Below are 24293 nucleotides of genomic sequence, written 5' to 3' on the forward strand. Positions count from 1 at the left end.
GAGGTATTGCGCAAAGGGCGTCGGGACGGTGTCGTACGGACGGGTAACGTAACCGCCATTCGTACACCACTCGGTAGCCGAGAACTCACGGACAAAGGAAGTCGAAACTCCAGTGTCAAATGAACAGCGGTCGAATCAACAGCAGGTCACGAACGTGAAGACCGACGTGGTCCTGGTCGGCGCCGGAATCATGAGTGCCACTCTGGGTGCGCTGCTGCGGCAGCTGGAGCCGGAATGGTCGATCGACGTGTACGAGCGGCTCGACGCGGCGGCAGCCGAGAGCAGTGACGCATGGAACAACGCGGGCACCGGCCACTCGGCCCTGTGTGAGCTCAATTACACGCCGCAGAACAAGGACGGCTCGGTCGACATCGCCAAGGCGTTGAACGTCAACGAGCAGTTCCAGGTGTCGCGACAGTTCTGGGCCCACAGCATCGAATCCGGTGTTCTGTCCGATCCGAAGAACTTCATCAACCCGATTCCGCACGTCAGCTTCGTGCACGGCGAATCCAACGTGAAGTACCTGCGCGCTCGGTACGACGCTCTGGCGTCGAACCCGCTCTTCGAGGGCATGGAGTACATCGACAGCCCCGACGAGTTCACCCGTCGTCTGCCGTTGATGGGCAAGGGTCGTGACTTCTCCGATCCCGTCGCCCTGAACTGGAGCGACGAGGGTACCGACGTCGATTTCGGCGCTCTGACGCGTCAGCTGTTGAACTACGTGTCCGAGTCCGGCGGCACCGTCCACTTCGGTACCGACGTCAAGAACATCTCGAAGCAGTCCGACGGCACGTGGGACGTCAAGATCGCGAACTTGCGAACCGGCGCGAAGAAGACCGTCAACGCGAAGTTCGTCTTCGTCGGCGCGGGCGGCGGGGCGCTGCATCTACTGCAGAAGTCCGGCATCGCCGAGATCAAGGGCTTCGGCGGATTCCCCGTCAGCGGCGAGTGGCTGCGGTGCACCAACCCCGACCTCATCGCCCAGCACTCGGCGAAGGTGTACGGCAAGGCGTCGGTCGGTGCACCTCCGATGTCGGTTCCGCACCTCGACACTCGTGTCATCGGCGGCAAGCCGGGTCTGCTGTTCGGACCGTACGCAGGCTGGTCGCCGAAGTTCCTCAAGCAGGGTAAGTTCACCGATCTTCCCGGCTCGGTCAAGCCCGGCAACTTGATGTCGATGCTCGGCGTCGGCGTCACCGAGCTCGGTCTGGTCAAGTACCTCGTGGGCGAGCTCGCGCAGTCGCAGGCCGACCGCGTGGAGACGCTCCGCGAGTTCGCGCCCCAGGTGATCGGCAAGGACTGGGAGCTCGTCACTGCAGGCCAGCGCGTACAGGTCATCCGCAAGAAGGGGCGCGGCGGCGTGCTCGAGTTCGGCACCGCCGTCATCAACGCCGCGGACGGATCCATCGCCGGTCTGCTCGGTGCGTCGCCCGGTGCGTCGACCGCCGTGCCTGCGATGCTCGACGTGCTCAAGCGCTGCTTCGGCGACCGCTACACGGCCTGGCAGCCCAAGCTCACGCAGATGGTTCCGTCGCTCGGAAAGAAGCTCGCCGAGGAGCCTGCGCTGTTCCGTGAGGTCTTCGACTGGACGTCCAAGACGTTGCAGCTCGACGAGACCACCCGGCTCGCACAGCCCACCGGTGTGTGATAGCAACAGCAGATGACTACGCAAGCGGCTGCCCTCAAGCGATCCTGGGCCTTGGATCTGTCCAACAAGACCCTGTACGACTTGCTCAAGCTGCGTGTCGAGGTGTTCGTCGTCGAGCAGGCGTGCGCGTACCCGGAGCTCGACGGCAGAGATTTGCTCGCCGAGACCCGTCACTTCTGGCTCGAGCGTGACGGCGACGTCGTCTGCACGCTGCGCCTGCTCGAGGAACACGACGACGGCGAGAAGTCCTTCCGGATCGGGCGTCTGTGCACGCAACGCTCGGCCCGAGGACAGGGGCATACGACGCGTATTCTGCGGGCCGCTCTCGCCGAGGTCGGCTCGGCTCCGTGCCGCATCAACGCGCAGAGCTACCTCGTCGACATGTACGCCAAGCACGGCTTCCTTCCCGATGGCGAGGAAGTGCTCGAAGACGGCATTCCGCACACCCCGATGCGTCGTGGTGGCGGTTCGCCGTGGAGCGAAGCCTGAAGTTTCTGGAGCGAAGCCTGAAGACTCTGGAGCGAAGCCTGGAGTCGTGCAGTAACCGATCGACACGCCGATGCGGGGAAGTCCTGTGTGATTCAGGCGCGGTCCCGCCACTGTGTACCGAGTGCCCGTGGGCACTCGGAAGCCAGATCACCGCGCGGCGCGTCATGGCCCACCGATCCCGGTGGGCCGTCCCAGTCCTCGGCGAGGAGTCCGAGGGATGAAGGAGAGTGTGTCGTGCAGCCCGGATATCCGTTCAGTGCGGTGGTCGGTCAGGATCAGCTCCGGCTGTCCTTGATTCTCTGCGCCGTGCACCCCGGCATCGGCGGTGTGCTGGTGCGCGGTGAGAAGGGCACCGCGAAGTCGACGGTGGTGCGCGCACTCGCGACGCTTCTGCCCGCCGTCGAGGACGAGGGCGGTAGCCGTCCGGCCCGTCTCGTCGAACTACCGGTGGGCGCCACCGAGGATCGCGTCGTCGGCTCGCTGGATCTCGAGAAGGTGCTGCGCGACGGCGAACGCGCGTTCCAACCCGGTCTGCTGGCCGCGGCTCACCGGGGCGTGCTCTACGTCGACGAAGTGAACCTGCTGCACGACCACCTCGTCGACGTGCTGCTCGACGCGGCCGCGATGGGGCGCGTCCACATCGAGCGCGACGGTGTATCCCATTCTCACGCAGCACAATTCGTGCTCGTCGGCACGATGAACCCCGAAGAGGGCGAGTTGCGACCGCAGTTGCTGGACCGTTTCGGTCTTGCGGTCGACGTGACGGCCTCGCGAGACGTCGACACCCGCATGGACGTCATCCGACGACGTCTGGACTACGAACGGAATCCGTCCGAGTTCGCAGGTCGATACGCCGACGAGGACGCCGATCTCGCCGCTCGTATCGTCGCTGCCCGGGCGGCCATCGACGACGTCGTGTTGAGCGACACCGAACTACGACGGATCGCAGCGCTGTGTGCGTCCTTCGACGTCGACGGCATGCGCGCGGATCTGGTCGTCGCACGCACGGCGACGGCCCACGCGGCGTGGCGAGGGTCGGCGGCCGTCGAAGAATCGGACGTCCGCGTTGCTGCGGAACTCGCGCTGCCGCACCGTCGCAGGCGAGATCCGTTCGACGAACCGGGAATCGACGAGAGCGCCCTCGACGACGCCATGCGTGACGCAGCCGAGCAGGCGGAGCAGCAGCCCGAACCCGAGCCCGATCCGGATCCCGACGGGGGAGGCGCGCCGCCGCCCCCTGCCGGCGAATCTCCCGAGTCGAACGGCTCGGACGCGCCTGAACGGCAACAGAGCGGCGACAACTCGCGTGACAAGCAGGCGGCGGCTCCCGGGTCGCAGTTCCGTGCGCGGTTGATGCAGGTCCCCGGCGTCGGGGAAGGCGCTCCGGGGCGTCGGTCGCGTTCTCGGTCCTCGCAGGGTCGTGTCGTGCGCGCAACGACGGAGCGCGACAAGGGAATTCACCTCCTGGGTACCCTGTTCGCTGCCGCCGAGCAGCAGGTCGCTCGCGGTCGGACTGCTGGACGGTTCCGGTTGGAGCCGGCCGATCTGCGGGGCGCGCTTCGCGAGGGGAGGGAAGGCAACCTCATCGTCTTCGTCGTCGACGCCTCCGGCTCGATGGCTGCGCGTGATCGGCTGTCGGCGGTGACGGGCGCGGTCCTGTCCCTGCTGCGCGACGCGTACCAGCGGCGAGACAAGGTTGCCGTCATCACGGTGCGTGGACGCGACGCCGAGGTCGTGCTGCCGCCGACGTCGAGCGTCGACGTCGCGGTCACCCGCCTGCGTCGCATGAAGACCGGCGGCAGATCGCCGCTGGCACAGGGGTTTCTGACAGCGCGCGAGGTGGTCCAGCGGGAGAAGGTACGTGACCCGCTGCGCCGCGCACTCGTGGTCGCGCTGACCGACGGTCGTGCGACCGGGGGAGTCGACCCCGTCGAGCGAGCGCGCATCGCCGCATCACGGATTGCGGCGGACGGCACCGCCTCGGTCGTCGTCGACTGCGAGACGGGCATGGTCCGGCTCGATCTCGCGCGCGAATTCGCCGAGCATCTTGCCGGGGGATACGTGCGACTCGCCGACCTGTCGGCCGAGCAGGTCGCGGCCGTCGTCCGCGCCGCGGCGTAGGGGGCGCGACATGCCACAGGGAGTACCACTGCCAGGAACCGTGCCTGCCGACGGCTTGACGACGCGGCAGCGCCGCAATCAGCCGGTCCTCGCGGTCCATACCGGGCCCGGGAAGGGCAAATCCACCGCTGCCTTCGGCATGGCTCTGCGCGCGTGGAACCAGGGATTCGATGTCGGTGTCTTCCAGTTCGTGAAGAGTGCGAAGTGGAAGGTCGGCGAGGAAGCTGCGTTCCGGACGCTCGGCGAACTGCACGAGCAGTCCGGTGTCGGCGGCGGCGTCGAATGGCACAAGATGGGCGAGGGCTGGTCGTGGACCCGCAAGAAGGGTTCGGACGTCGACCACGCGGCGGCAGCAGCCGATGGCTGGCGCGAAATCGCCCGCCGGTTGGGCGAGCAGACGCACCGCTTCTACGTCCTCGACGAATTCACGTATCCGCTGAAGTGGGGATGGGTCGACGTCGACGAGGTCGTCGAGGTGCTGACGCATCGGCCGGGCAACCAGCATGTCGTCATCACCGGCCGCGACGCCCCGCAGGCACTGATCGACGCAGCCGACCTCGTCACGGAGATGACCAAGGTCAAGCATCCGATGGACGCGGGCCGCAAAGGCCAGCGGGGGATCGAGTGGTGAGTGTCCCCGCGGTCGTGATCGCGGCCCCGGCGTCGGGAAGCGGAAAGACGACGGTCGCAACGGGATTGATGGGTGCACTGCGCGCCGCAGGCCATCGCGTCGCCCCGTTCAAGGTCGGACCCGACTACATCGACCCCGGATATCACTCGCTTGCGACGGGATTGCCCGGACGTAACCTCGACGCCGTCATGGTCGGCGCCGACCGCATCGGAGCGCTGTTCCGGCACGGAAGTGACGGGTGCGACATCGCCGTCGTCGAGGGCGTGATGGGACTGTTCGACGGCAAGATCGACCCCAGCGGCGCGGGTGACGCGTCGGCCGAGGGATCGACGGCATCCGTGGCCTCGATGCTGGGTGCACCCGTCGTGCTCGTCGTCGACGCGCGGGGACACAGCCAGAGTCTCGCCGCAGTGCTGCACGGTTTTTCGACGTTCGACTCCTCGGTGCGCATCGGCGGGGTGATCCTGAATCGCGTCGGAAGTCCGCGTCACGAGGAAGTGCTGCGACATGCGTGCGACCGCGTCGGCATTCCGGTACTCGGCGTGCTGCCGCGAATGTCCGAATTGGCCGTGCCCTCACGGCATCTCGGGTTGATCACCGCCGTCGAACACGGGCAGTCCGCAGGCGCGGCGGTCGATGCCATGGCGACGCTCGTAGCCGAACACGTCGATCTCGACGCACTCCGTGCGTTGGCTGCCTCGTCGGTCTCGACGGCCGCGTGGAACCCGGCCGACGAGGTGGGCACGCCCGTGTCGCAGGCTCCTGTCGTCGCCATAGCCGGTGGTCCGGCGTTCACGTTCGGTTACGCCGAGCATGTCGAACTACTGCGGGCAGCCGGCGCCGACGTGACGGTGTTCGACCCGTTGACCGACGGGCTCCCCGCCGGCACGGCCGGTGTCGTCGTTCCCGGTGGCTTTCCGGAGGAGCATGCCGAGCAGCTGGCGTCGAACGAGCTCCTGTTGGCGGACATTCGCCGTACCGCGGCCGCCGGAATGCCGATTCATGCGGAATGTGCTGGGCTGCTGTATCTTTCGCGCAGTCTGGACGGTCATGCGATGGCCGGGGTGATCGACGTCGATGCCCGCTTCTCGGCGTCGTTGACACTCGGCTACCGCGACGCCGCTGCACTGCACGACTCGGTGCTGTTCCCTGCGGGCGCACGGGTGACCGGACACGAATTCCACCGCACGATGCTCGTCGACGTCGCGGACGAGAATCCGACGGCTGCTTGGGGATGGCGCAACCCGAGCCGTGCCGCCAGGAAGAACGTCGTGCAGGAGGGCTTCGTGCACGGCAACGTGCACGCGTCGTATCTGCACACTCATCCGGCGGGTGTGCCCGAATCGGTTGCGCGTTTCGTCGCTGCCTGCGCGCGGTTCGCGTCCCGTGACTGACCGCGTCGTCGCGGGAGTCGGGGCGTCCAGCAACGCCCCGATCGACGGCATCGTCGACGCGATTCTCGCCGTCGTCGGAGCGGATCGGACCTTGGTGTCCGTCGCGACGATCGACACCAAGGCGGACGTCCTGGCGCCCGTCGCGGCTGCGCTGGGGGTCTCGTCGACGTCGTGGACCGCGGAGCAGCTGAACCGGGTCTCCGTGCCGAACCCGTCGGCCCGTGTGCGGCGCGAAACCGGGACCGCCAGCGTTGCCGAGGCTGCCGCGACTCTCGGAAGCGGCGGCGGACGCGTCGTCACCCCGAAGACGAACATCGGAGCGGTCAGTATCGCACTTGCTTGCGCAGTAGACTAGAACACGTTCTAATGCGAGCATGCGCTTCGGCCTCGTCCTGTTCACCTCCGACCGCGGGATCACCCCTGCCGCCGCTGCAGCGGCCGGGGAACACCTGGGGTTCGACTCGTTCTACGTACCCGAACACACGCACATCCCGGTGAGACGAGAGGCGCCTCATCCACTGACCGGTGACGCGTCGCTTCCCGACGATCGGTACGCGCGCACCCTCGACCCCTGGGTGTCGCTCGCGACGGCAGCTGCGGTGACCTCGCGGATACGGCTGGGCACAGCCGTCGCGATACCCGTCGAGCACGATCCGATCACTCTCGCGAAATCGATTGCGTCGCTGGATCATCTCAGTGGCGGACGGGTCGTGCTCGGTGTCGGATTCGGCTGGAACGTCGACGAGTTGACCGACCACGGCGTGCCGCCGAAGCGTCGACGGACGATGCTGCGCGAATATCTTGCCGCCATGCGCACGTTGTGGTCCGACGAGCAGGCCGAGTACTCGGGCGAGTTCGCCGAGTTCGGGCCGAGTTGGGCGTGGCCGAAACCGATTCGAGGCGACGCGATTCCGACCTACGTCGGAGCAGCAGGCACGGACAAGAACTTCGCGTGGATCGTGCAGTCGGCGGACGGGTGGATCACGACGCCGGGTGAGCAGGACATCGAGTCCCGTGTCGTGCGGCTGCAGCAGATGTGGCGGGACGGCGGACGCGTCGGCAACCCGGAGATCGTGGTGCTCGATGTCAAGCCCGACGTCGCCAAGCTCGCGCGATGGGGCGAGCTCGGCGTCACCGAGGTCGTCTACGGCATGCCCGACAAGTCCGAAGCCGAGGTGCTGGCCTACCTCGATCGGCTTGCGAACAAGCTTCCTGTCCTGCACTGACTGGCGCAATTCGCCGCGTCGGTGCACTGTGTGAAAGATGAAATCCTCGCCCCTCGTTCTCGGCCCGCTGGTTCGCTACGTCGGTGCCGACGACGCGACCTTCTGGTTCGAATTCGACACCCCTGGTGCCGTCGAGGTGCGGACGTCGGTGGGGCAACACGTGGAGGTGCCCACCTGGGGCGTGCACGGCCATCACTATGCACTCGTCGCGCTCACCGACCTGCCCGCGAACACCACGATCACCTACGAGGTGCTGTTCGACGGCACCCAGGTGTGGCCGGTCTCCGATACCGCCGCGATCCACACGTGCGACCCCGAGGGTCCGGTGACCTTCGCCCTCGGCTCGTGCCGACGCGGGGACAACTACGGCGACGAATCGCTGCAGCGTATCGGCGCCGACGCGCTCGCCGGTCTCGGCAACCGTATGCGCACCCAGGACCCGAGCGAGTGGCCGCAGGCGTTGCTGTTCCTGGGCGACCAGGTCTACGCGGACGATCCGTCACCGGAGATTCTCGAGCGCCTGCACGCCCGACGCGCCGCAGGCGACGGCCCGGCCGGAGCCCGCGGTACCGAAGCCGAGAACGAGATCTGCGATTTCGAGGAGTACTCGTGGCTTTACCACGAGTCGTGGGGTGTCGAACCTGTCCGAACGCTGCTCGCGAGCGTGCCGTCGTGCATGATCCTCGACGACCACGACCTCCGCGACGACTGGAACTCGTCGGCGTCGTGGCGGGCGGACATCGAGACGAGGCCGTGGTGGCACGACCGGGTCGTGGGCGCGTTCTCGTCGTACTGGGTCTATCAGCACCTCGGCAACCTGTCGCCCGACGAGTTGTCGCGCGACGAGCTCTACGAGAAGGTTCGTTCCGCGACCTCGGACGCCGAGCGGGAGAAGTTGCTCGCGGACTTCGCGCTGCGCGTCGACGAGCATCCGGAGACCGGCCGATGGAGCTTCTATCGCGACTTCGGCACGACGAGGTTGATCATGATCGACTCACGGTGTTCGCGGAGTCTCGACCCGGACGATCGGCGCATGGTCGACGCCGCCGAGTGGGCCTGGGTGCGTGAGCGGGCGCTGGAGAGCCCGTCGCGTCACGTGCTGTTCGGATCGTCGCTTCCGTTCTTGATGTTGCCCGCGTTGCATCACCTGGAACAGTGGAACGAGGCGGTGGCACAGGGCAGTTGGGGTCGCCGGATGTCCTGGGTCGGTGAGAAGCTTCGGATCGCGCTGGATCTGGAGCACTGGGCGGCGTTCGGAAAATCGTTCGTCGACATGTCAACGCTGACGCGGGAATTGAGTCGAACGGACGATCCACCCGCCTCCATCCTGTGGCTCTCGGGCGACGTGCACTGCTCGTACGTGGCGCGCGCCGATTTCGGGGTCGGCGGTGAGAACGTCCCGGTGACCTATCAGCTGACGATGTCGCCGTTCCGCAATCCGCTGGATCTGCCGATTCGCGCGGTGAACCGGCTGGCCATCCGAAAGCCTGTCGCGCGCTTGCTCGGCCGCCTCGCGCGATCCGCGAAAGTTCCACCCGTCGACGTGGCCTGGGAGGCCGAAGCCGGGCCATGGTTCGACAACGGCGTCATGTTGCTCACCACCGACGGCGAAACTGCCTCGGTGAGAGTCGAACACGCGCACGTCGACGTCGTCGGCAGGCAGACGCTCGAACAGACTGCGGAAAAGAAGTTGACCGTCTGACATAGATTGGCCGATGTGGCTCATCTCGAACTGACCGACATCGACTACTTCCTTCCCGACGGGCGGCAACTGCTCGGCGGCGTCGGATTCCGCGTCGGCGACGGTGCGAAAACCGCCCTGATCGGGCCGAACGGAACCGGCAAGACGACGTTGACGCGCATCGTCGCCGGAGACATCGAACCCGACGACGGATCGGTGACGCGGTCGGGTTCGCTCGGTGTGATGCGTCAATTCGTCGGGCAGGTCCGTGACGATTCGACGGTGCGGGACTTGCTGCTGTCGGTGGCGGCGCCTGCTGTTCGTCACGCTGCAGAGGCACTCGATGCCGCCGAGAACGCGATGATCGAGGCCGACGACGAGAAGACGCAGCTGAAATATGCTTCGGCGCTGTCGGATTGGGGCGATGTCGGCGGCTACGACATCGAACCGTTCTGGGACGAGGTCACGATGGCAGCCCTCGGCATGCCGTTCGATCGAGCGAAATGGCGCACCGCAGCGACACTCAGCGGCGGCGAGCAGAAACGGCTGGTGCTCGAAGCGTTGTTCGGCGGACCCGACCAACTTCTGCTCCTCGACGAGCCGGACAACTACCTCGACGTACCGGGAAAACGCTGGCTGGAGAAGACGATTCGCGAATCGCCCAAGTCGGTTCTGTTCATCAGTCACGACCGTGAGCTGATCGCGAACGCCGCGACGCGCATCGTCACACTGGAGCCGGGAGCGGCAGGGGCGTCGTCGTGGGTGCACGGCGGCGGGTTCGACACGTACTACCGGGCGCGCGAGGACCGGAACGCCCGACTGGACGAACTACGACGTCGATGGGACGAGGAGCGCGTCAAACTTCGTGCGCTCGTGTTGCGCCTGCGTGAGAAGGCCAAGTTCAACGACGGCGTCGCCGCGCGGTATCACGCGGCGCAGACGCGTCTCGCCCGATTCGAGGAGGCAGGCCCACCGGAGGCCGTGCCGCTGAAACAGAAGGTGACCGTCCGTCTGCACGGCGGCCGCACCGCGAAGCGCGCGCTCGTGTGCACCGACCTCGAGATGACCGGGCTGATGAAGCCGTTCGACACCGAGATCTGGTTCGGCGATCGCGTTGCGGTGCTCGGCTCGAACGGTTCGGGCAAGTCGCACTTTCTCCGATTGCTCGCCGGCGGTGGGACCGACCCGGAACGCGAACACCTGCCCGTCCAGGAACTCGCACTCACCCCGGTGCCGCACACGGGTACCGCTGTTCTCGGTGCGAGGGTTCGGCCGGGATTGTTCGCACAGACGCACACACGACCCGACCTCGCAGGTAAGACGCTGCTCGACATCCTGCACATGGGTAACGAGCACCGCGACGGAATGGGACGCGAGGCAGCCAGTCGCGCACTCGATCGATACGGACTGGCGTCGGCGTCCGAGCAGGTGTACGACAACCTGTCGGGCGGACAGCAGGCGCGGGTGCAGATTCTCCTCCTCGAACTGTCGGGCGCCAGCATGCTTCTGCTCGACGAGCCGACCGACAACCTCGATCTGCTGTCGGCGGACTCGCTGCAGGACGCCATCGCCGCGTTCGAGGGAACCGTGATCACCGTCACGCACGACCGCTGGTTCGCGAAGAGTTTCGACCGATTCCTGGTCTTCGGATCCGACGGCCAGGTCTACGAATCCGACGAGCCGGTATGGGACGAGAAGCGTGTTACACGCGCACGGTAGCGCGTAACACGAGGGCGGTAAGTTGCCTTCCGTGATCGAAAACGAAGGTGATGCGACCGACTCTCCCTATCTCGTCGGCTTGAATCTGTCGGGTCGACGCGTCGTCGTCGTCGGTGGTGGCACCGTGGCGCAGCGACGGCTGCCGCTGTTGATCAGCTCGGGTGCTCGGGTCCACGTGATCACACGCGCGGCGACGCCAGCGGTGGAGGCGATGGCGTCGTTCGGGCAGATCACGATGGAACTGCGCGAGTACGCCGACGGCGATCTGGACGGCGCCTGGTATGCGATCGCATGCACCGACGAGGCCGGCACCAACGCGGCGATCGTCGCAGAAGCAGAGCGGTCGAGAATCTTCTGCGTTCGCGCCGACATCGCGCGGGACGGCACAGCCGTCACCCCGGCATCGGCCGAGTACGACGGGCTCACCCTCGGTCTTCTGGCCGGCGGTGACCACCGCCGATCCGCGGCGGTGCGCAACGCCGTCGTCGAAGCCATGCACTCCGGGCTGATCGCCGACTCGACGGACACGCCGCACACCGGCGTGGCACTCGTCGGCGGTGGTCCGGGCGATCCGGATCTCATCACGGTTCGCGGACGCAAACTACTCGCGTACGCGGATGTCGTCGTCACCGACCGTCTCGCGCCGCCGGAACTGATCGCCGAGCTCGGACCACACGTCGAGGTCATCGATGCGTCCAAGATTCCGTACGGCCGCGCGATGGCGCAGGAGGCCATCAACCAGGCGTTGATCGACCATGCGAAGGCGGGCAAGTTCGTCGTCCGGCTCAAGGGCGGCGACCCGTACGTGTTCGGGCGCGGCTACGAAGAGTTGGAGGCGCTGGCGGCCGAAGGCGTACCGGTCACGGTCGTACCGGGAATCACGAGCGCGATCTCCGTTCCGTCGGCTGCCGGGGTTCCGGTGACCCACCGCGGTGTGACGCACGAGTTCGTCGTCGTCAGCGGTCACGTCGCGCCCGATCACCCGGACTCGCTCGTCGACTGGAATGCCCTGGCGAAGCTGAAGGGCACGATCGTCCTGCTGATGGCCGTCGAACGCATCGAGAAGTTCGCGACGGTTCTGATCGACGGCGGCAGGCCCGCGTCGACGCCGGTGCTCGTGGTTCAGGAGGGAACGATGCGAACGCAGCGCGAAGTGCGCGCCGATCTGGCGACCGTCGCCGAGAAGGTCAAGGCCGAGGGCATCAGGCCTCCGGCGATCGTCGTCGTCGGGACCGTTGCTGGTTTTTCGGCGGACTCTCGGTAACGTGAACTCTCGTGCCCGACCACTCGCAGCCCGCAGCGGCCTCCACGCAGATCGTCTATCCGGTGACCACCAGGGCTTTCGGCCTGGCGATCATCGTGCTGAGTGGTCTCCAGCTGATGGTGGTTCTCGACGGAACCGTCGCGAACCTGGCCCTGGCCCCGTTGCAGGCCGACCTCGGGCTGAGTGACGCCGGCCGAAACTGGGTTCTGACGTCCTACGCACTCGCGTTCGGCGGGCTGATGCTGCTCGGTGGGCGGCTCGGTGATGCGTACGGCCGAAAGAAGATGTTCCTCGGCGGCGTCGTGCTGTTCACGGTGGCATCGTTGCTGTGCGGGCTCGCGGTCAACGAGGCGACACTGGTTGCCGCTCGCGCACTGCAGGGCGTCGGTGCGGCGGTCGCGTCGCCGACGGCGTTCGCCCTCGTTGCGACCACGTTCGCGCCGGGCCCGGTCCGCAATCAGGCCGTGGCGATCTACGCGGCGATGACGGGTGTCGGATCGATCGCCGGGCTCATCATCGGCGGTGCGCTGACTCAGGTGTCGTGGCGATGGATCTTCCTGATCAACGTCCCGATCGGCATCGTCATCGTCATCCTCGCGGTGGTGTCGCTTCGCGAGACCAGCGGAATGCGGCTGGCCTTGGATTTCCCGGGAGCGATACTCGGCACGCTCGGATGTACCGGAGTGGTGTTGGCGCTGAGCGAGGGCACCGAACTCGGCTGGACCAGTCCGCTGGTGATCGGCTCGTTCGTCGCGGGTGTCGTGCTGCTCGGGCTGTTCCTCGTCGTCGAGCGCCGTGCCGACAATCCGCTGCTACCGTTCTCGCTCTTCTCCAGCAAAGACCGCGTCGCGACGTTCGTTGCCATCTTCTTCGCGGGTGGCGTCATGTTCTCGCTTGCGGCGTTCGTCGCGTTGTTCGTGCAGGACGTGCTGGGCTACAGCCCGCTGGCGGCCGGTCTTGCGTTCGTTCCGTTCGCGTTCGGACTCGGTGCCGCTGCGTTCATCACCTCGCAGCTCGCCGTCCGAATCCAGCCCCGCTTTCTCGTCATGGCCGGTGCAGCGATCATGGTCGGCTGGCTGCTGTTCTCGGTGCTGACGATGGACGGCGATTCGTCGTACTTCCCCGGCATCTTCTTCCCGGTCATCGGCATCGGGTTCGGCGTCGGTATGGCGTCCATTCCGCTTCCGCTGTGTGCCATCGCCGGTGTCCAGCCGACCGAGATCGGACCGCTGACGGCGATCGCACTCGTCGCGCAGACGTTGGGCGGCCCTGTCGCCCTGGCCGTCATCGGCGCACTGGTGACGTCGCGGACCTTGTCTCTCGGCGGCACGACCGGACCTGCGAACCTGATGAACGCAGCGCAGCTCGACGCGCTCAGTTCCGGCTACATGTTCGCGTTGTTCTGCTGCGCGATCGCGGCCGTCGTCGCGGGCATCGCGGCGTACTTCATCCGATTCAGCCCACAGCAGGTCGCGCAGGCGCAGGCCGCGCAGGAGGATGCGCAGAAGGGCTGACGGTCACACTCCGAGCACGAGCTTCGCGATCGCGAAATACACGATCAGCCCCGAAGCATCGCAGAACGTCGAGATGAACGGCGTCGAGAACACGGCGGGATCGACGCCGATCTTCTTCGCGATCAGCGGCATCGCCCCGCCGACCGTCGCGGCGAGCGTGCAGATGGCCAGGAGTGTCGAGCCGATGACGAGGCCGAGATGGAAGTCGTAGACGAGCCCGGCGATCACGAATCCCAGCGAGCCCAGCATCGCGCCCATCGTCGCGCCCACGCGCACTTCGCGGAACAACACCGCCGCGATGTCACGGGGTCGGACGTCGCCGACCGCAAGTGCACGCGTCACCGTCGTCGCGGCCTGTGACCCGGTGTTGCCGCCCGTGCCGGTCAGCAACGGAATGAACAGAGCCAGGGTGACGACGGCAGCGAGCGCATGCTCGAAGATCTCGAGAACCTGAACCGTCAGTATCGCGGACAATGCCAGCACGAGCAGCCACACGACTCGGGAGCGCACGATCGACAGGACGGGCGTCGACAGATAGGGCCGTCGGAGAGGCTCGGTACCGCCTGCCCTCGCGGCATCCTCGTCCTCGGCCTCCTCGAGAATCCGCGACGCCTGTTCGATCGTCACGATCCCGATCAGGCGGTGCTCGGAATCGACGACGACCACCGCCGGGCTGCGATTGCCGAGACACATGCGTGCGGCGTCCTCGGCGGAGATCTCGGCGGTGACGACGGGTCCCGCACTCGCGAGATCGCCGATCGTCGTGTCCGGTGCCGCGGTGGCGACGTCGGCCAGAGTGGCGACACCGACGAGGCGTCGACGGTCGTCGGTGACGGGCAGCATGTAGACCGACTCGGCATCGGCGCCGGTGGTTCGAACCTGGTGCAGCGCCTGTGCAGCCGTGGTCGACGGGTGCACGCGGATGTACTCCGGGCTCATTCGTCGGCCGACCGAACCCTTCGCGTAGCCGAGCATCGGTGCCGTCAGGTCACGTTCGGTCGCCGACAATCCCTGCATCAACCGGTGTGCGACGTTCGACGGCAGTTCGTCGACGAGTTCGACGCGATCGTCCGGGTCGAGTTCCTCGAACAGCGTGATGACGTCGTCGTCGCGCAGAGCGCCGAGCAGTTCGCCGCGCAGTGAGGCGTCGAACTGCTCGAACACGTCGAGGGCCTGGTCCTTCGGCAGAAGTCGGTACAGCACAGCTCTTTCCGCCGAATCCGCGCGTTCGAGGACCCGAGCCGCATCGGCCGGGGACAAGTCGGCGACGAGCTCCGACATCGCAGCCAGATCCTTGCGCTGCAGCAGCTCGGTCGCCCGGGCGATCGTGTCATCGAAAGTGTTCTGCACTGAACCCATTGTGCCCGGCGGGGTCGACGCGTGTTCGCGCACGTGTTCACCAGCTGCGCACCGGACTGCGTCGGCAGATGAATATTCGGTCGGCACATTCGTGGCGCGCCACCATCCACAGGATGGCTTCATCCACAGACGAACCTTGTAGGCGGATTTGTCACACCGTCGCCGTGCTGTACTTCCGTGATGCGCCCCGACTCGTACGGTTTGATCACCCGCGCTTCGGCATTGGAGGCCGGATACACCGACACCGAACTGCAACGCCTGTGTGCGCGCGGCGAACTGATACGAATGGTCCCTGGGATCTACGTGCGACCGGAGCTGTTCGACTCGTTGAATCCGCGACAGAAACACCGGCTCCGAACCATCGCGACGCTGCGGGTGAACACGGCTGACGCCGTCGCGAGTCACCTGTCGGCGGCAGTTCTGCACGGTCTCGACATGTGGGACACCGATCTGACGCGGGTACATCTGACGATTCCCGGCGGTAGTGGCCGCACTACGTCGGGCCTTCATGTACACACGGGAGCCTTGTCGAACGAATCGGTCACGGTGTCGGACGGAATCCGGCTGACCACTCTCGATCGGACGGTGAGTGATTGTGCTCGGATAGTCGATTTGGATCACGCTGCGGTGATCGGAGATTCGGCTCTGAGATCGAAGAAAGTGTCCATGGACCAGTTGCGTCGGGCCATCGAGGCATCGGCGCGGTCGAACGGAATCGGTGCCGCTCGGCGGGCCTTCGCCGCTATGGACATCGGCAGCGAGAGCCCAGGTGAAACCCTCAGCCGACTCAGAATGATGGAGCTCGGCATGCCGAAACCCGTTCTTCAACAGGTGCTCAGGGTCAAGGGGCGGTTTCTCGCCCGGGTCGACTTCTATTGGAAGCGATGGCGGGTCGTCGGTGAATTCGACGGCGAAAGTAAGTACGACGATCACGAGGATGTCGTGAAGGAGAAGTGGAGGGAGGACGACTTGCGCGATCACGGGTTGGAAGTCATCCGGTGGGGATGGCGCGATCTGTGGTCTTTCGCTCGTGTTCGCGACAAGTTCGAGCGTGCGTGTCGACGGGCCGAGCGGCGGCGATGAGTATGCCGACCGATTGTTCATCTACGCACGAGACCCCGTCGGCAGGTGATTATTTCGTCGGCAAACCCGATCCCAGCTACCGCAACTCCGCCTTGTCCGCCGCTGCCTGACCCGATTCCCAGCCCTCCGCGTCGAGCCTCGGTCCGCGCATCGCCTTCACCCTCGGGAAGAGTCGGTCGAATGCCTCTTCGACGGCGACGGTCTTGGCGGCGAGCATGGGAAGGAGGTCGCGGGAGTCTCCCGATGCTTCGTCCAGGGCGTGCGCGTCGGCGTCGGCGAGGCGTTCACCGATCCGCACCGCATACGCGAACAGGAACGCCTTGCCGAACGCGGCCGACGCGGAACCCTTGCGCCGCTTGGCTTTCGGAGAGTGCGACAATGCGCGTGTCGCCTGGATGAGGAGCGAGGTGAACAACACGACGGTCTGCTCGACGTCGATCGGTGACCCGACGAGCGTCGCTACGGCGAACTCGGGATCCCAGATCGACTTCACCCGGTTGACCTCGCCGACCACGTGCAGCAGTTGAGCTTTCGCCGGCGCGTGCGGATTGTCGACGTGGACGCGGCGGCTGTCGACGTCGACGTTTCCTTCGCTCAGAAGAAGCGAGTCGATCGAGTACCGGGTCATCAATTCCTGCGCCTTGGCCGTCAGGATCTCGGCTTCCTCGTCGAAGTCGGTGGCGTCGGCCTTGGCGAGCAGGCCACGAATACGGCCCAGTACCTTCGAGTTCGGAGAATCCGCACCGGCCGTTGCCGTGACGCGTGGGGTTGCCCGCTTCCTCGGCCACTGCGATGGCAGCGGGCCGATCTGCGGCCACCGCGGCAGGGTCTGCCACTGGCCGAGCAGCGCGAGCACCGCGATCCACTGATCGCTCGCCGCGATGTAGTCGGACTTGCCGCTCGAACGAAGCAGCGCTGCAAGAAAACTGGGCGACGCCTCCACGCGCGACGCAGCCTTCGGATACAGCGCGCAGATCTCCGACAACTGGTCGACCCAGAACTCGGGCGCGCGGTCGTTCGCGTTCGTCAGATCCGACTGATGGAGAATCACCGCAGCCGCGAGCGACGACACGGCGACGGTCTGTTGGCGTCGCACGATGTGCAGCAGATCGAACGGCTGCCACCCGGCCTCGTACATCGTCTGGATCATGTTGGTCAACGCGAGCGACCCCAGCGCCATCGCATCGAAGTCTTCCAGCCCGATCAGACGGTCCGTGATGTCGTCGACGACGCGTAAGTCCTTGTCGCGCCCGAACGACGCGTCGGCGCCCGCCCTGAGCAGCTTCGGCACGGGATTCATTCGGTAACCACGATCAGTTCGGTCGACGACGCGACCTCGACGCGCAGCCCTGCCTTCGACGCGACTCTGGCGAGTCCCTTCACGTCCTTGGGTTCGGCTGTCGTCAGCGTCAACGCGCGAGCCAGCAGTCCCTTGTGATGCTTGTTGAAATGGCTGACGACCGACCGGGATCCGTCGGGCTTCTCGGTCAGCACGGTCGCTGTGATCGCACCGGGTATCGGTCCGAGCTGTTGATACGTACCGGATCGCAGATCGACGACGACGCCGTCGGCCGCGGAGACCACAGCGTCGGTCAGCTCCGGCTTCCAATGCGAACGCAGTGTTCCGAACCCGGGGATCTTCGAACCACCGGACAGACGGTACGTCGGGATCGGGTCGTACGCGCGGACGACACCGAACAGCGCCGAGCCGATCCACAACCGGGCGGCCGCACGGGCGCGACCGGCCTTCGTGAACGATTTCGCGTCGAGCGCGTCGTAGAGAACACCGGTGTAGCGGCTCAGCGCCGGGGCTGTCGGTGACGTGAACAACGACGCATTGCGTTCGATCTCGTCGTCCTGCGTCGGCCCGAGACCGAGTGCCGCGCGCGAGCCGGGGACATCGTCGGCGAGTTCGACGAGCGCGTCGGCCAGCTTCTGCCGAAGTGGGTTGAGCTCGGGCAGCGACAGGCGGGTCAAGTCCAGCGGGGAGTCCTCGCCACCGTCGGACTTCGTTTCGGACGGGGGCAGCAGAACGATCACGGGCATCAACGTTACCCACCGCCGGCAAGAGGTGGGCGGCTGCCGGTCAGCGCCGGGCCACCGACTATTCTCGTACCCCGTGATCACCCGCCTCTCTCAGCTGTTTCTCCGCACTCTCCGCGACGACCCCGCGGACGCCGAAGTCGACAGCCACAAGCTGTTGGTTCGCGCCGGATACGTCCGGCGCATCGCGCCCGGCGTCTACTCCTGGTTGCCGTTGGGGCTCAAGGTGTTGCGGCAGATCGAGAAGGTCGTTCGGGAAGAGATGAATGCGATCGGCGCGCAGGAGATCTCGCTGCCCGCACTGCTACCGCGTGAGCCCTACGAAGCGACGAACCGCTGGACCGAATACGGCGACGCACTGTTCCGACTGCAGGACCGCAAGGGCAACGACATGCTGCTCGGTCCGACGCACGAGGAGCTGTTCGCGCTGACGGTCAAGGGTGAGTACAACTCGTACAAGGACTTGCCGGTCACGCTGTACCAGATTCAGACCAAGTACCGCGACGAAGAGCGTCCGCGTGCAGGCATCCTGCGCGGCCGCGAGTTCGTGATGAAGGACTCGTACTCGTTCGATCTCGACGAGGACGGTCTGAAGGCGTCGTACAACGCACATCGCGAGGCGTATCAGCGCATCTTCGAACGTCTCGGTGTCAAGTACGTCATCGTGGCGGCGACGTCGGGAGCCATGGGCGGAAGCGCGTCGGAAGAGTTCCTGGCCGAGAGCGAGATCGGCGAGGACACCTACGTGCGTTGCGTCGAATCGGGCTATGCGGCCAACGTCGAAGCCGTCACGACGCCTGCGCCGGACCCGCTGCCCATCGAGGGTCAGCCCGCCGCGGTGGACCACGAGACGGGCGACACACCGACCATCGCGACGCTCGTCGACTGGGCCAACTCGGCCGACCTCGGCCGCACGATCACCGGCGCAGACACCCTCAAGAACATTCTGCTGAAGGTACGGAACGCGGAAGGGGAGTGGGAACTTCTCGCGATCGGCCTGCCCGGCGACCGCGAGGTCGACGAGAAGCGGCTCGAGGCAGCGCTCGAACCCGCGGAGTTCGAACTGCTCACCGACGCGGACTTCGCGGCCAATCCGTTCCTGGTCAAGGGCTACATCGGTCCGCGTGCACTGCAGGCGAACGGTGTTCGCTACCTCGTCGATCCCCGGGTCGTCGACGGCACGTCGTGGATCACCGGCGCCGACATCGGGGGCAAGCACGTCGTGAACCTCGTCGCCGGCCGTGATTTCACACCCGACGGCACCATCGAGGCAGCCGAGGTGCGAGACGGCGACCCGTCGCCCGACGGCCAGGGCACGCTGGTCTCGGCGCGCGGAATCGAGATCGGCCACATCTTCCAACTCGGCTACAAGTACACCGACGCGTTCTCCGTCGACGTTCTCGGCGAGACCGGCAAGCCGGTCCGACTCGTCCAGGGTTCGTACGGTGTCGGCGTGTCCCGGCTGGTCGCGGTCGTCGCCGAGCAGATGCACGACGACAAGGGCCTGCGCTGGCCTGCCGAGATCTCGCCGTACGACGTGCACCTCGTCATCGCCAACAAGGACGACGCCGCCCGCGAAGGCGCAGAGTCCATCGCGTCGGCGCTCGACGTGCAGGGCCTGGAGGTCCTGTTCGACGACCGCAAGGCATCGCCTGGCGTGAAGTTCAAGGATTCCGAGCTGCTCGGCATGCCGCTCGTGGTCGTGGTCGGTCGCGGATGGGCCGATGGCAAGGTCGAGATCCGCGATCGGTTCTCCGGTGAGAGCCGAGAGGTCGACAGGGATGCCGCCGTCGCCGAGATCGTGAAGGCAGTTCGCCCTACCGCCTGATTTCCACTCGGGCTCGGTTACCCCTTGATAGCTTCGGGGGTAACCGAGTGTGAGAGGTGATTCGCCGTGGCCGGTTTCTCGCTGTTCGATCCGACGACATTCGACGGTGCACAGTTCGACGACGAGACGGCGCGGCAACTCCGTGCCGTGATCGACTGGTTCGAGAACCGAGGCAAAGCCAGGTTGCTCGACGACGACCTCAATGCGGTCTGGACGGCCGACTTCCTCGATTTCGTCGCCGAGGAGAAAATCTTCGCGACGTTCTGCACCCCGCAGGCGTATGCGAACGGGGACCCGAACAAACGCTGGGATGCGTTTCGCAACGCTCAGTTGAGCGAGATCCTCGGGTTCTACGGGCTGTCCTACTGGTACGCCTGGCAGGTCACCGTTCTCGGCCTCGGGCCGATCTGGATGAGCGACAACGACGCGGCCAAGCGTCGTGCCGCCGAGCAGTTGGACGCAGGTGGCGTCATGGCGTTCGGCCTGTCCGAGCGCGCGCACGGCGCCGACGTCTACTCCACCGACATGCTCCTCACGCCCACGGACGACGGTTTCATGGCGTCGGGGGAGAAGTACTACATCGGTAACGGCAACGTCGCAGGCATGGTCTCGGTCTTCGGTCGGCGCACCGACACCGTGTCTTCTGGTCAGTCCGCAGGCTCCGCTCCTGCCCAATCCGGTCACTCCGCGGGCTCCGCTCCTGCCGAATCCGGTCACTCCGCAGGCTCCGCTCCTGCCGACTCCGGTCACTCCGCAGGCTCCGCTCCTGCCGGCCCAGATGCCTATGTCTTCTTCGTCGCAGACTCGTCCCACCCGAATTTCGTGTTGCGCGGCAACGTGGTTCACGGTCAGATGTACGTCAGCACGTTCGCGCTCGAGAACTACCCGGTGCGTGAGGAGGACATCCTCCACACTGGGGCCGACGCGTTCTCCGCGGCGCTGAACACTGTCAACGTCGGCAAGTTCAATCTGTGCACCGGATCGATCGGCATCACCGAGCATGCCTTCTACGAAGCGATCACACATGCGCACAATCGAATTCTCTACGGCAACCGCGTCACCGAGTTTGCGCACGTGCGAGCGAGTTTCGTCGACTCTTACGCGCGGCTGGCGGCGATGAAACTGTTCAGTGCACGCGCGGTCGACTACTTCCGGTCTGCGACGCTGGACGACCGTCGCTATCTGCTGTTCAATCCGATGACGAAAGCCAAGGTCACGTCCGAAGGCGAGACGGTCGTGCGGTTGCTGCACGACGTCGTCGCCGCCAAGGGCTACGAGAAGGACACGTACTTCCGGGAGGCGGCGCAGTTGATCGGCACGCTTCCGAAACTCGAGGGGACAGTGCACGTCAACGTCGCGCTGATGCTCAAGTTCATGCCGTCCTACATGTTCGCGCCCACCGAGTACCCGGAAGTCGGTGTGCGCGACGACGCCTCCGACGACACCTTCTTCTTCGCGCAAGGTCCGGCCCGTGGCGCGAGCAAGGTGCGATTTCACGACTGGAAACCCGTGTACGAGAAGCACTCTCATGTGCCGAATGTCGCCCGCTTCCACGAACAAGCCCTGGCGTTCGAGCAGTTCCTGGCCGAGGCGGCACCCGACGAGAACCAGCAGACGGATCTCGACTTCCTGCTGAATGTCGGTCACTTGTTCTCGCTGATCGTGTACGGGCATCTCGTTCTCGAACTGGCGGAACGTATTTCGACGCCCTTGCTGGATCAGATCTTCGACTTCCAGGTTCGCGACTTCTCCGGCTATGCCGTCGCGCTGCACGGAAAGCCGTCGTCGACGGAGGCTCAGCAACGTTGGGCGCTCGGTGCGATCCGCAAACCCTTCGCCGACAAAGCACGTTTCGACGCGGTGTGGAACGAAGTCGTTGCCTACGACGGTGCCTACGAGATGAAAGCCTGAGGTTATCGACGACTCTCGACCCGGGAAAACGTACAAACTGCGGCTACCTTGATCCTAGAACGGTGCTGGGTCATCGGCGTCTACCCTTTCTTTTCCGGTGATGTCGACGTTCCAGGGGTCGGTGGGTTGATCGTGGTTGGTGGTCTCGCTGGCCTTCTCGGCCTGGCTGGTCTTTTCTGTCGCGTTGGTCTTGTCGGGCTCGCTGGTTTTGTCGGGCTCGTCGGGCGGTGGGGCTGTCGATTCCGGTTCGTGTGATGTCTTTTCGCATGTGGGTCGGCGTTTGCGGGGTATGTGTGGTGTGAGTGTGTGGCCGGTGAGATCGGTTGCGCCGACGCTGCTTCCGGGGAGGGTGACGGCGGTGCTGTCGGAGTTCGATGTCCAGTGTTCGATGGCTCCGGCGAGCATGGTGGTGTGCCAGGCGCCCATGGTTTTGAGGGAGTGGTGGTAGCGGCACAGGCAGTGCAGGTTGGTCAGAATCGTCCAGCCGCCGTGGGCGGGGTCGTGGTGGAGGTAGGGGATGATGTGGTCGAGTTCGCAGCTGGCTGCGGGGACGTCGCAGCCGGGGAATCGGCAGGTGCGGTCGCGGTGGCGGACCAGGTCGGCGAGCTGTGTGCGGGGCTTGTACTGCAGTGCTCCGGCGGGTGGTTCGATGAATCCGCCGTGGCCGTCGGGGTAGAGCGCCTGCGCGACAGCGGGGTTGGCGGCGATTGCTTTCTCGAGGGCAGCGATGAGTGTGTAGGAGCCGCGGTAGGGGCCGGTGCCGGCGGGGACGGTCTGTGCGCGAGTGGCGCCTGCAGCCGGTTTCGGCAGGCGTAGTCCGCGTCGGCGTCGCCCGCGTCCGAGAGGGTGGAACGTCAGATGATCGACAGATGTTGGGCGTCCGGTAGCTGCAGGGTAATTCTCTGATTCGGCCGCGGCGTCCCCGGGATCACCCTCCATCTCGGCGCTTTCGTGACCGACAATTCCTTCGGCCGCCTCGCTGCCGTCTTCTTCGACCTGGCCGTCGGTCGCGTCGCTATCGGTGCCTGTGTTCTCGTCCTCGCGTGCGTTCCCGGACCCTGTGTCGTCGGCCGCGCCTTGATTCTCCGCGCTCTGGTTCTCCGCGCTTTGGTTCGCTGCGCTCTGGTTTTCCGTGTTCTCGCTCTGCAGGTCGTCCTGCTGCGCATTCTCGGCCGTGTCGTGGTTGTCGGTGTTGTTGTCGAGGGTGATGTGGAGTTCGTCGGCGATGTTGCGGGCTTCGGTGATGACGATCTGCCAGTCGCTGTTGGCGGCGAGTTCGCGGGCGTAGGCGGCGTCGATCAACCCGTGTCCGGCGAGGTAGGCGGGTAGATCGTTCAATGCGGCGAGGGTGGCGAGGTCGATGGTGATCGACGTCAACGGCACCCGCCGATCCGGCAGCACACGGTTGGCGGTGCAGGGGTGGTCTTCGTCGACTTCGCAGGTGCAGGCGAGATAGGTTTCGCGTCGCATGCACGCGGTGTAGGCGGCGGCGAGGCGTTGGCTGCGGGTACGAGGGTCGCGCGGGCATACGGTGGCGGCCATTTCGGTGATCGATTGCCAGCAGGCGGCGGCGTCGGCGGCGTCGAGGGTTGCTTCGATGGTGGCGATCAGGTCTTTGTCGCGGTAGCGCACTCCGGTGAGCTTTTTCAGGTCTTCCCGCACCTCGGCGACTTCGTCGGGTGCGGTGCGCTGGATGATGGCGGCGATTTCGGTGGCCAATGGTCCGGGCGAGAGCCTTCTGGCGGCGTGTAGCACTTCGGCTTCGATCCGGGTGGCGGCATCCAAAGACAGCGGGGAGGTGACGCGGTAGATCGCGCGGACGCGGGCGAGGTCGAGTTCGCCTAATTCGAATGCTGTTTTGATCGCGGGCAGTCGTAGCCGTAAATCCATGCCGATCTCGGCGAAGGTGCCTGCGACGGTTTTCGAGCAGCCCAAAATCTTCGCGGTTTCGGAGGCCGCATAGTTACCGGCATCGGTGATCAAATCCCCGACCTGAATGGTTTGATGGATGCACGAATCCCACACCTGCGCCGCCAGAGCGACTTTCCGTGCGCACGCCTGGTTTTCCAGGACCGCGACCTCCGACAGCTCACCCAACAGGTCGCGGTCGATGACCGGTTTCTTCTGCGGTCCGACGTATTTCGCGAACGCGCTGCGCTCAGTGAATGGCATGGATTCAAGCCCCCCGACTCGATTCGAACTTATGTTCGATAGTACCACCGAGTGAAAGAAAGTCAAGGAAAAGGGCTGCGTCACAGCGGATCTCGATGCAGCGGGCACTATCACATGCCACCGACAAGAACCGCGAATCGGCGAGCAGCGTCCATCGTGCTCGTCCTGTGAGTGGGGCGGGCTCGGCAAGCGAGCGCTGTCTCAGGGGAT

Annotated in this window: 18 protein-coding genes; 14 read left to right on the forward strand and 4 right to left on the reverse strand. The window is 65.7% G+C overall.

All coding sequences use genetic code 11. The annotated features are described in order from the left end of the window. The first annotated feature begins 154 nt into the window (after positions 1 to 154). The 11 genes from mqo to A3K89_RS18250 all read left to right on the forward strand — a co-directional run bounded on the left by mqo (position 155) and on the right by A3K89_RS18250 (position 13687). Positions 155 to 1648, forward strand: coding sequence for a malate dehydrogenase (quinone) (mqo, locus tag A3K89_RS18200; protein ID WP_347812643.1), 1494 nt, complete (start codon positions 155 to 157; stop codon positions 1646 to 1648). 12 nt (positions 1649 to 1660) lie between these two features. After that, positions 1661 to 2137 (forward strand): GNAT family N-acetyltransferase, encoded by a 477-nt coding sequence (locus A3K89_RS18205; RefSeq protein WP_068428661.1) that lies wholly within the window; start codon positions 1661 to 1663, stop codon positions 2135 to 2137. A 234-nt stretch (positions 2138 to 2371) separates the two neighbouring features. Next, positions 2372 to 4258, forward strand: coding sequence for a VWA domain-containing protein (locus tag A3K89_RS18210; RefSeq protein ID WP_068428664.1), 1887 nt, complete (start codon positions 2372 to 2374; stop codon positions 4256 to 4258). Positions 4259 to 4268: 10 nt separating this feature from the next. Beyond that, positions 4269 to 4889: a cob(I)yrinic acid a,c-diamide adenosyltransferase gene (cobO, locus tag A3K89_RS18215; protein WP_068428667.1), complete on the forward strand. Its 621-nt coding sequence runs from the start codon at positions 4269 to 4271 to the stop codon at positions 4887 to 4889. Then, positions 4886 to 6283 (forward strand): cobyrinate a,c-diamide synthase, encoded by a 1398-nt coding sequence (locus A3K89_RS18220; RefSeq protein WP_371828811.1) that lies wholly within the window; start codon positions 4886 to 4888, stop codon positions 6281 to 6283. The genes cobO and A3K89_RS18220 overlap by 4 nt, the downstream gene beginning before the upstream one ends. Then, positions 6276 to 6638, forward strand: coding sequence for a cobalamin biosynthesis protein (locus A3K89_RS18225; protein WP_068428673.1), 363 nt, complete (start codon positions 6276 to 6278; stop codon positions 6636 to 6638). The genes A3K89_RS18220 and A3K89_RS18225 overlap by 8 nt, the downstream gene beginning before the upstream one ends. Positions 6639 to 6657: 19 nt before the next feature. Continuing rightward, a complete protein-coding gene (locus tag A3K89_RS18230; RefSeq protein WP_068428676.1) occupies positions 6658 to 7509 on the forward strand; it encodes an LLM class F420-dependent oxidoreductase in 852 nt (283 codons plus the stop codon). 37 nt (positions 7510 to 7546) lie between these two features. Beyond that, a complete protein-coding gene (locus A3K89_RS18235; protein WP_068428679.1) occupies positions 7547 to 9211 on the forward strand; it encodes a DUF7800 domain-containing protein in 1665 nt (554 codons plus the stop codon). A 15-nt stretch (positions 9212 to 9226) separates the two neighbouring features. After that, positions 9227 to 10909 carry an ABC-F family ATP-binding cassette domain-containing protein gene (locus A3K89_RS18240; protein ID WP_068428682.1) on the forward strand — a complete coding sequence of 561 codons (1683 nt, stop codon included), beginning with the start codon at positions 9227 to 9229 and terminating at the stop codon, positions 10907 to 10909. 31 nt (positions 10910 to 10940) lie between these two features. Continuing rightward, a complete protein-coding gene (gene cobA / locus A3K89_RS18245; protein ID WP_068428685.1) occupies positions 10941 to 12173 on the forward strand; it encodes a uroporphyrinogen-III C-methyltransferase in 1233 nt (410 codons plus the stop codon). Between the two features lie 11 nt (positions 12174 to 12184). After that, complete coding sequence (locus A3K89_RS18250; RefSeq protein WP_068428688.1) at positions 12185 to 13687, forward strand: MFS transporter; 1503 nt, start codon at positions 12185 to 12187, stop codon at positions 13685 to 13687. 3 nt (positions 13688 to 13690) lie between these two features. On the opposite strand, the gene mgtE is transcribed toward A3K89_RS18250, so the two are convergent. Then, the gene (mgtE, locus tag A3K89_RS18255) at positions 13691 to 15037 is read right to left on the reverse strand and encodes a magnesium transporter (RefSeq protein WP_068429174.1); all 1347 of its coding nucleotides are present in this window, start codon (positions 15035 to 15037) and stop codon (positions 13691 to 13693) included. A 189-nt stretch (positions 15038 to 15226) separates the two neighbouring features. Between mgtE and A3K89_RS18260 the strand changes: the two genes are divergently transcribed. Beyond that, positions 15227 to 16129, forward strand: coding sequence for a type IV toxin-antitoxin system AbiEi family antitoxin domain-containing protein (locus A3K89_RS18260; RefSeq protein ID WP_068428691.1), 903 nt, complete (start codon positions 15227 to 15229; stop codon positions 16127 to 16129). A gap of 76 nt (positions 16130 to 16205) precedes the next feature. Here A3K89_RS18260 and A3K89_RS18265 read toward each other — a convergent pair whose 3' ends face one another. Further along, positions 16206 to 17429 (reverse strand): DUF2786 domain-containing protein, encoded by a 1224-nt coding sequence (locus tag A3K89_RS18265; protein WP_068428694.1) that lies wholly within the window; start codon positions 17427 to 17429, stop codon positions 16206 to 16208. Then, entirely contained in the window at positions 17426 to 18169 is a 744-nt protein-coding gene (gene yaaA / locus A3K89_RS18270; protein ID WP_068429175.1) for a peroxide stress protein YaaA, read from the reverse strand. Before yaaA ends, A3K89_RS18265 begins: the two co-directional genes overlap by 4 nt. Positions 18170 to 18248: 79 nt before the next feature. Between yaaA and A3K89_RS18275 the strand changes: the two genes are divergently transcribed. Next, positions 18249 to 20000, forward strand: coding sequence for a proline--tRNA ligase (locus tag A3K89_RS18275; RefSeq protein ID WP_068428697.1), 1752 nt, complete (start codon positions 18249 to 18251; stop codon positions 19998 to 20000). A gap of 66 nt (positions 20001 to 20066) precedes the next feature. Further along, positions 20067 to 21911, forward strand: a complete 1845-nt coding sequence (locus tag A3K89_RS26450; RefSeq protein ID WP_254303569.1) for an acyl-CoA dehydrogenase family protein — start codon at positions 20067 to 20069, stop codon at positions 21909 to 21911. 54 nt (positions 21912 to 21965) lie between these two features. Here A3K89_RS26450 and A3K89_RS26455 read toward each other — a convergent pair whose 3' ends face one another. Then, a complete protein-coding gene (locus A3K89_RS26455) occupies positions 21966 to 24083 on the reverse strand; it encodes an HNH endonuclease signature motif containing protein (protein WP_068428702.1) in 2118 nt (705 codons plus the stop codon). Positions 24084 to 24293 lie beyond the last annotated feature (210 nt).

The organism is Rhodococcoides kyotonense (assembly GCF_001645385.1).
Lineage (GTDB): Bacteria > Actinomycetota > Actinomycetes > Mycobacteriales > Mycobacteriaceae > Rhodococcoides > Rhodococcoides kyotonensis_B.

What these genes read in the sequence shown, in the direction of transcription:
- A3K89_RS18205 (WP_068428661.1), top strand. Translation starts at nt 1,661, where the DNA reads ATGACTACGCAAGCGGCTGCCCTCAAGCGATCCTGGGCCTTGGATCTG.
- cobO (WP_068428667.1), top strand. Translation starts at nt 4,269, where the DNA reads ATGCCACAGGGAGTACCACTGCCAGGAACCGTGCCTGCCGACGGCTTG.
- A3K89_RS18230 (WP_068428676.1), top strand. Translation starts at nt 6,658, where the DNA reads ATGCGCTTCGGCCTCGTCCTGTTCACCTCCGACCGCGGGATCACCCCT.
- A3K89_RS18235 (WP_068428679.1), top strand. Translation starts at nt 7,547, where the DNA reads ATGAAATCCTCGCCCCTCGTTCTCGGCCCGCTGGTTCGCTACGTCGGT.
- A3K89_RS18260 (WP_068428691.1), top strand. Translation starts at nt 15,227, where the DNA reads ATGCGCCCCGACTCGTACGGTTTGATCACCCGCGCTTCGGCATTGGAG.
- A3K89_RS18265 (WP_068428694.1), bottom strand. Translation starts at nt 17,429, where the DNA reads ATGAATCCCGTGCCGAAGCTGCTCAGGGCGGGCGCCGACGCGTCGTTC.
- A3K89_RS26455 (WP_068428702.1), bottom strand. Translation starts at nt 24,083, where the DNA reads ATGCCATTCACTGAGCGCAGCGCGTTCGCGAAATACGTCGGACCGCAG.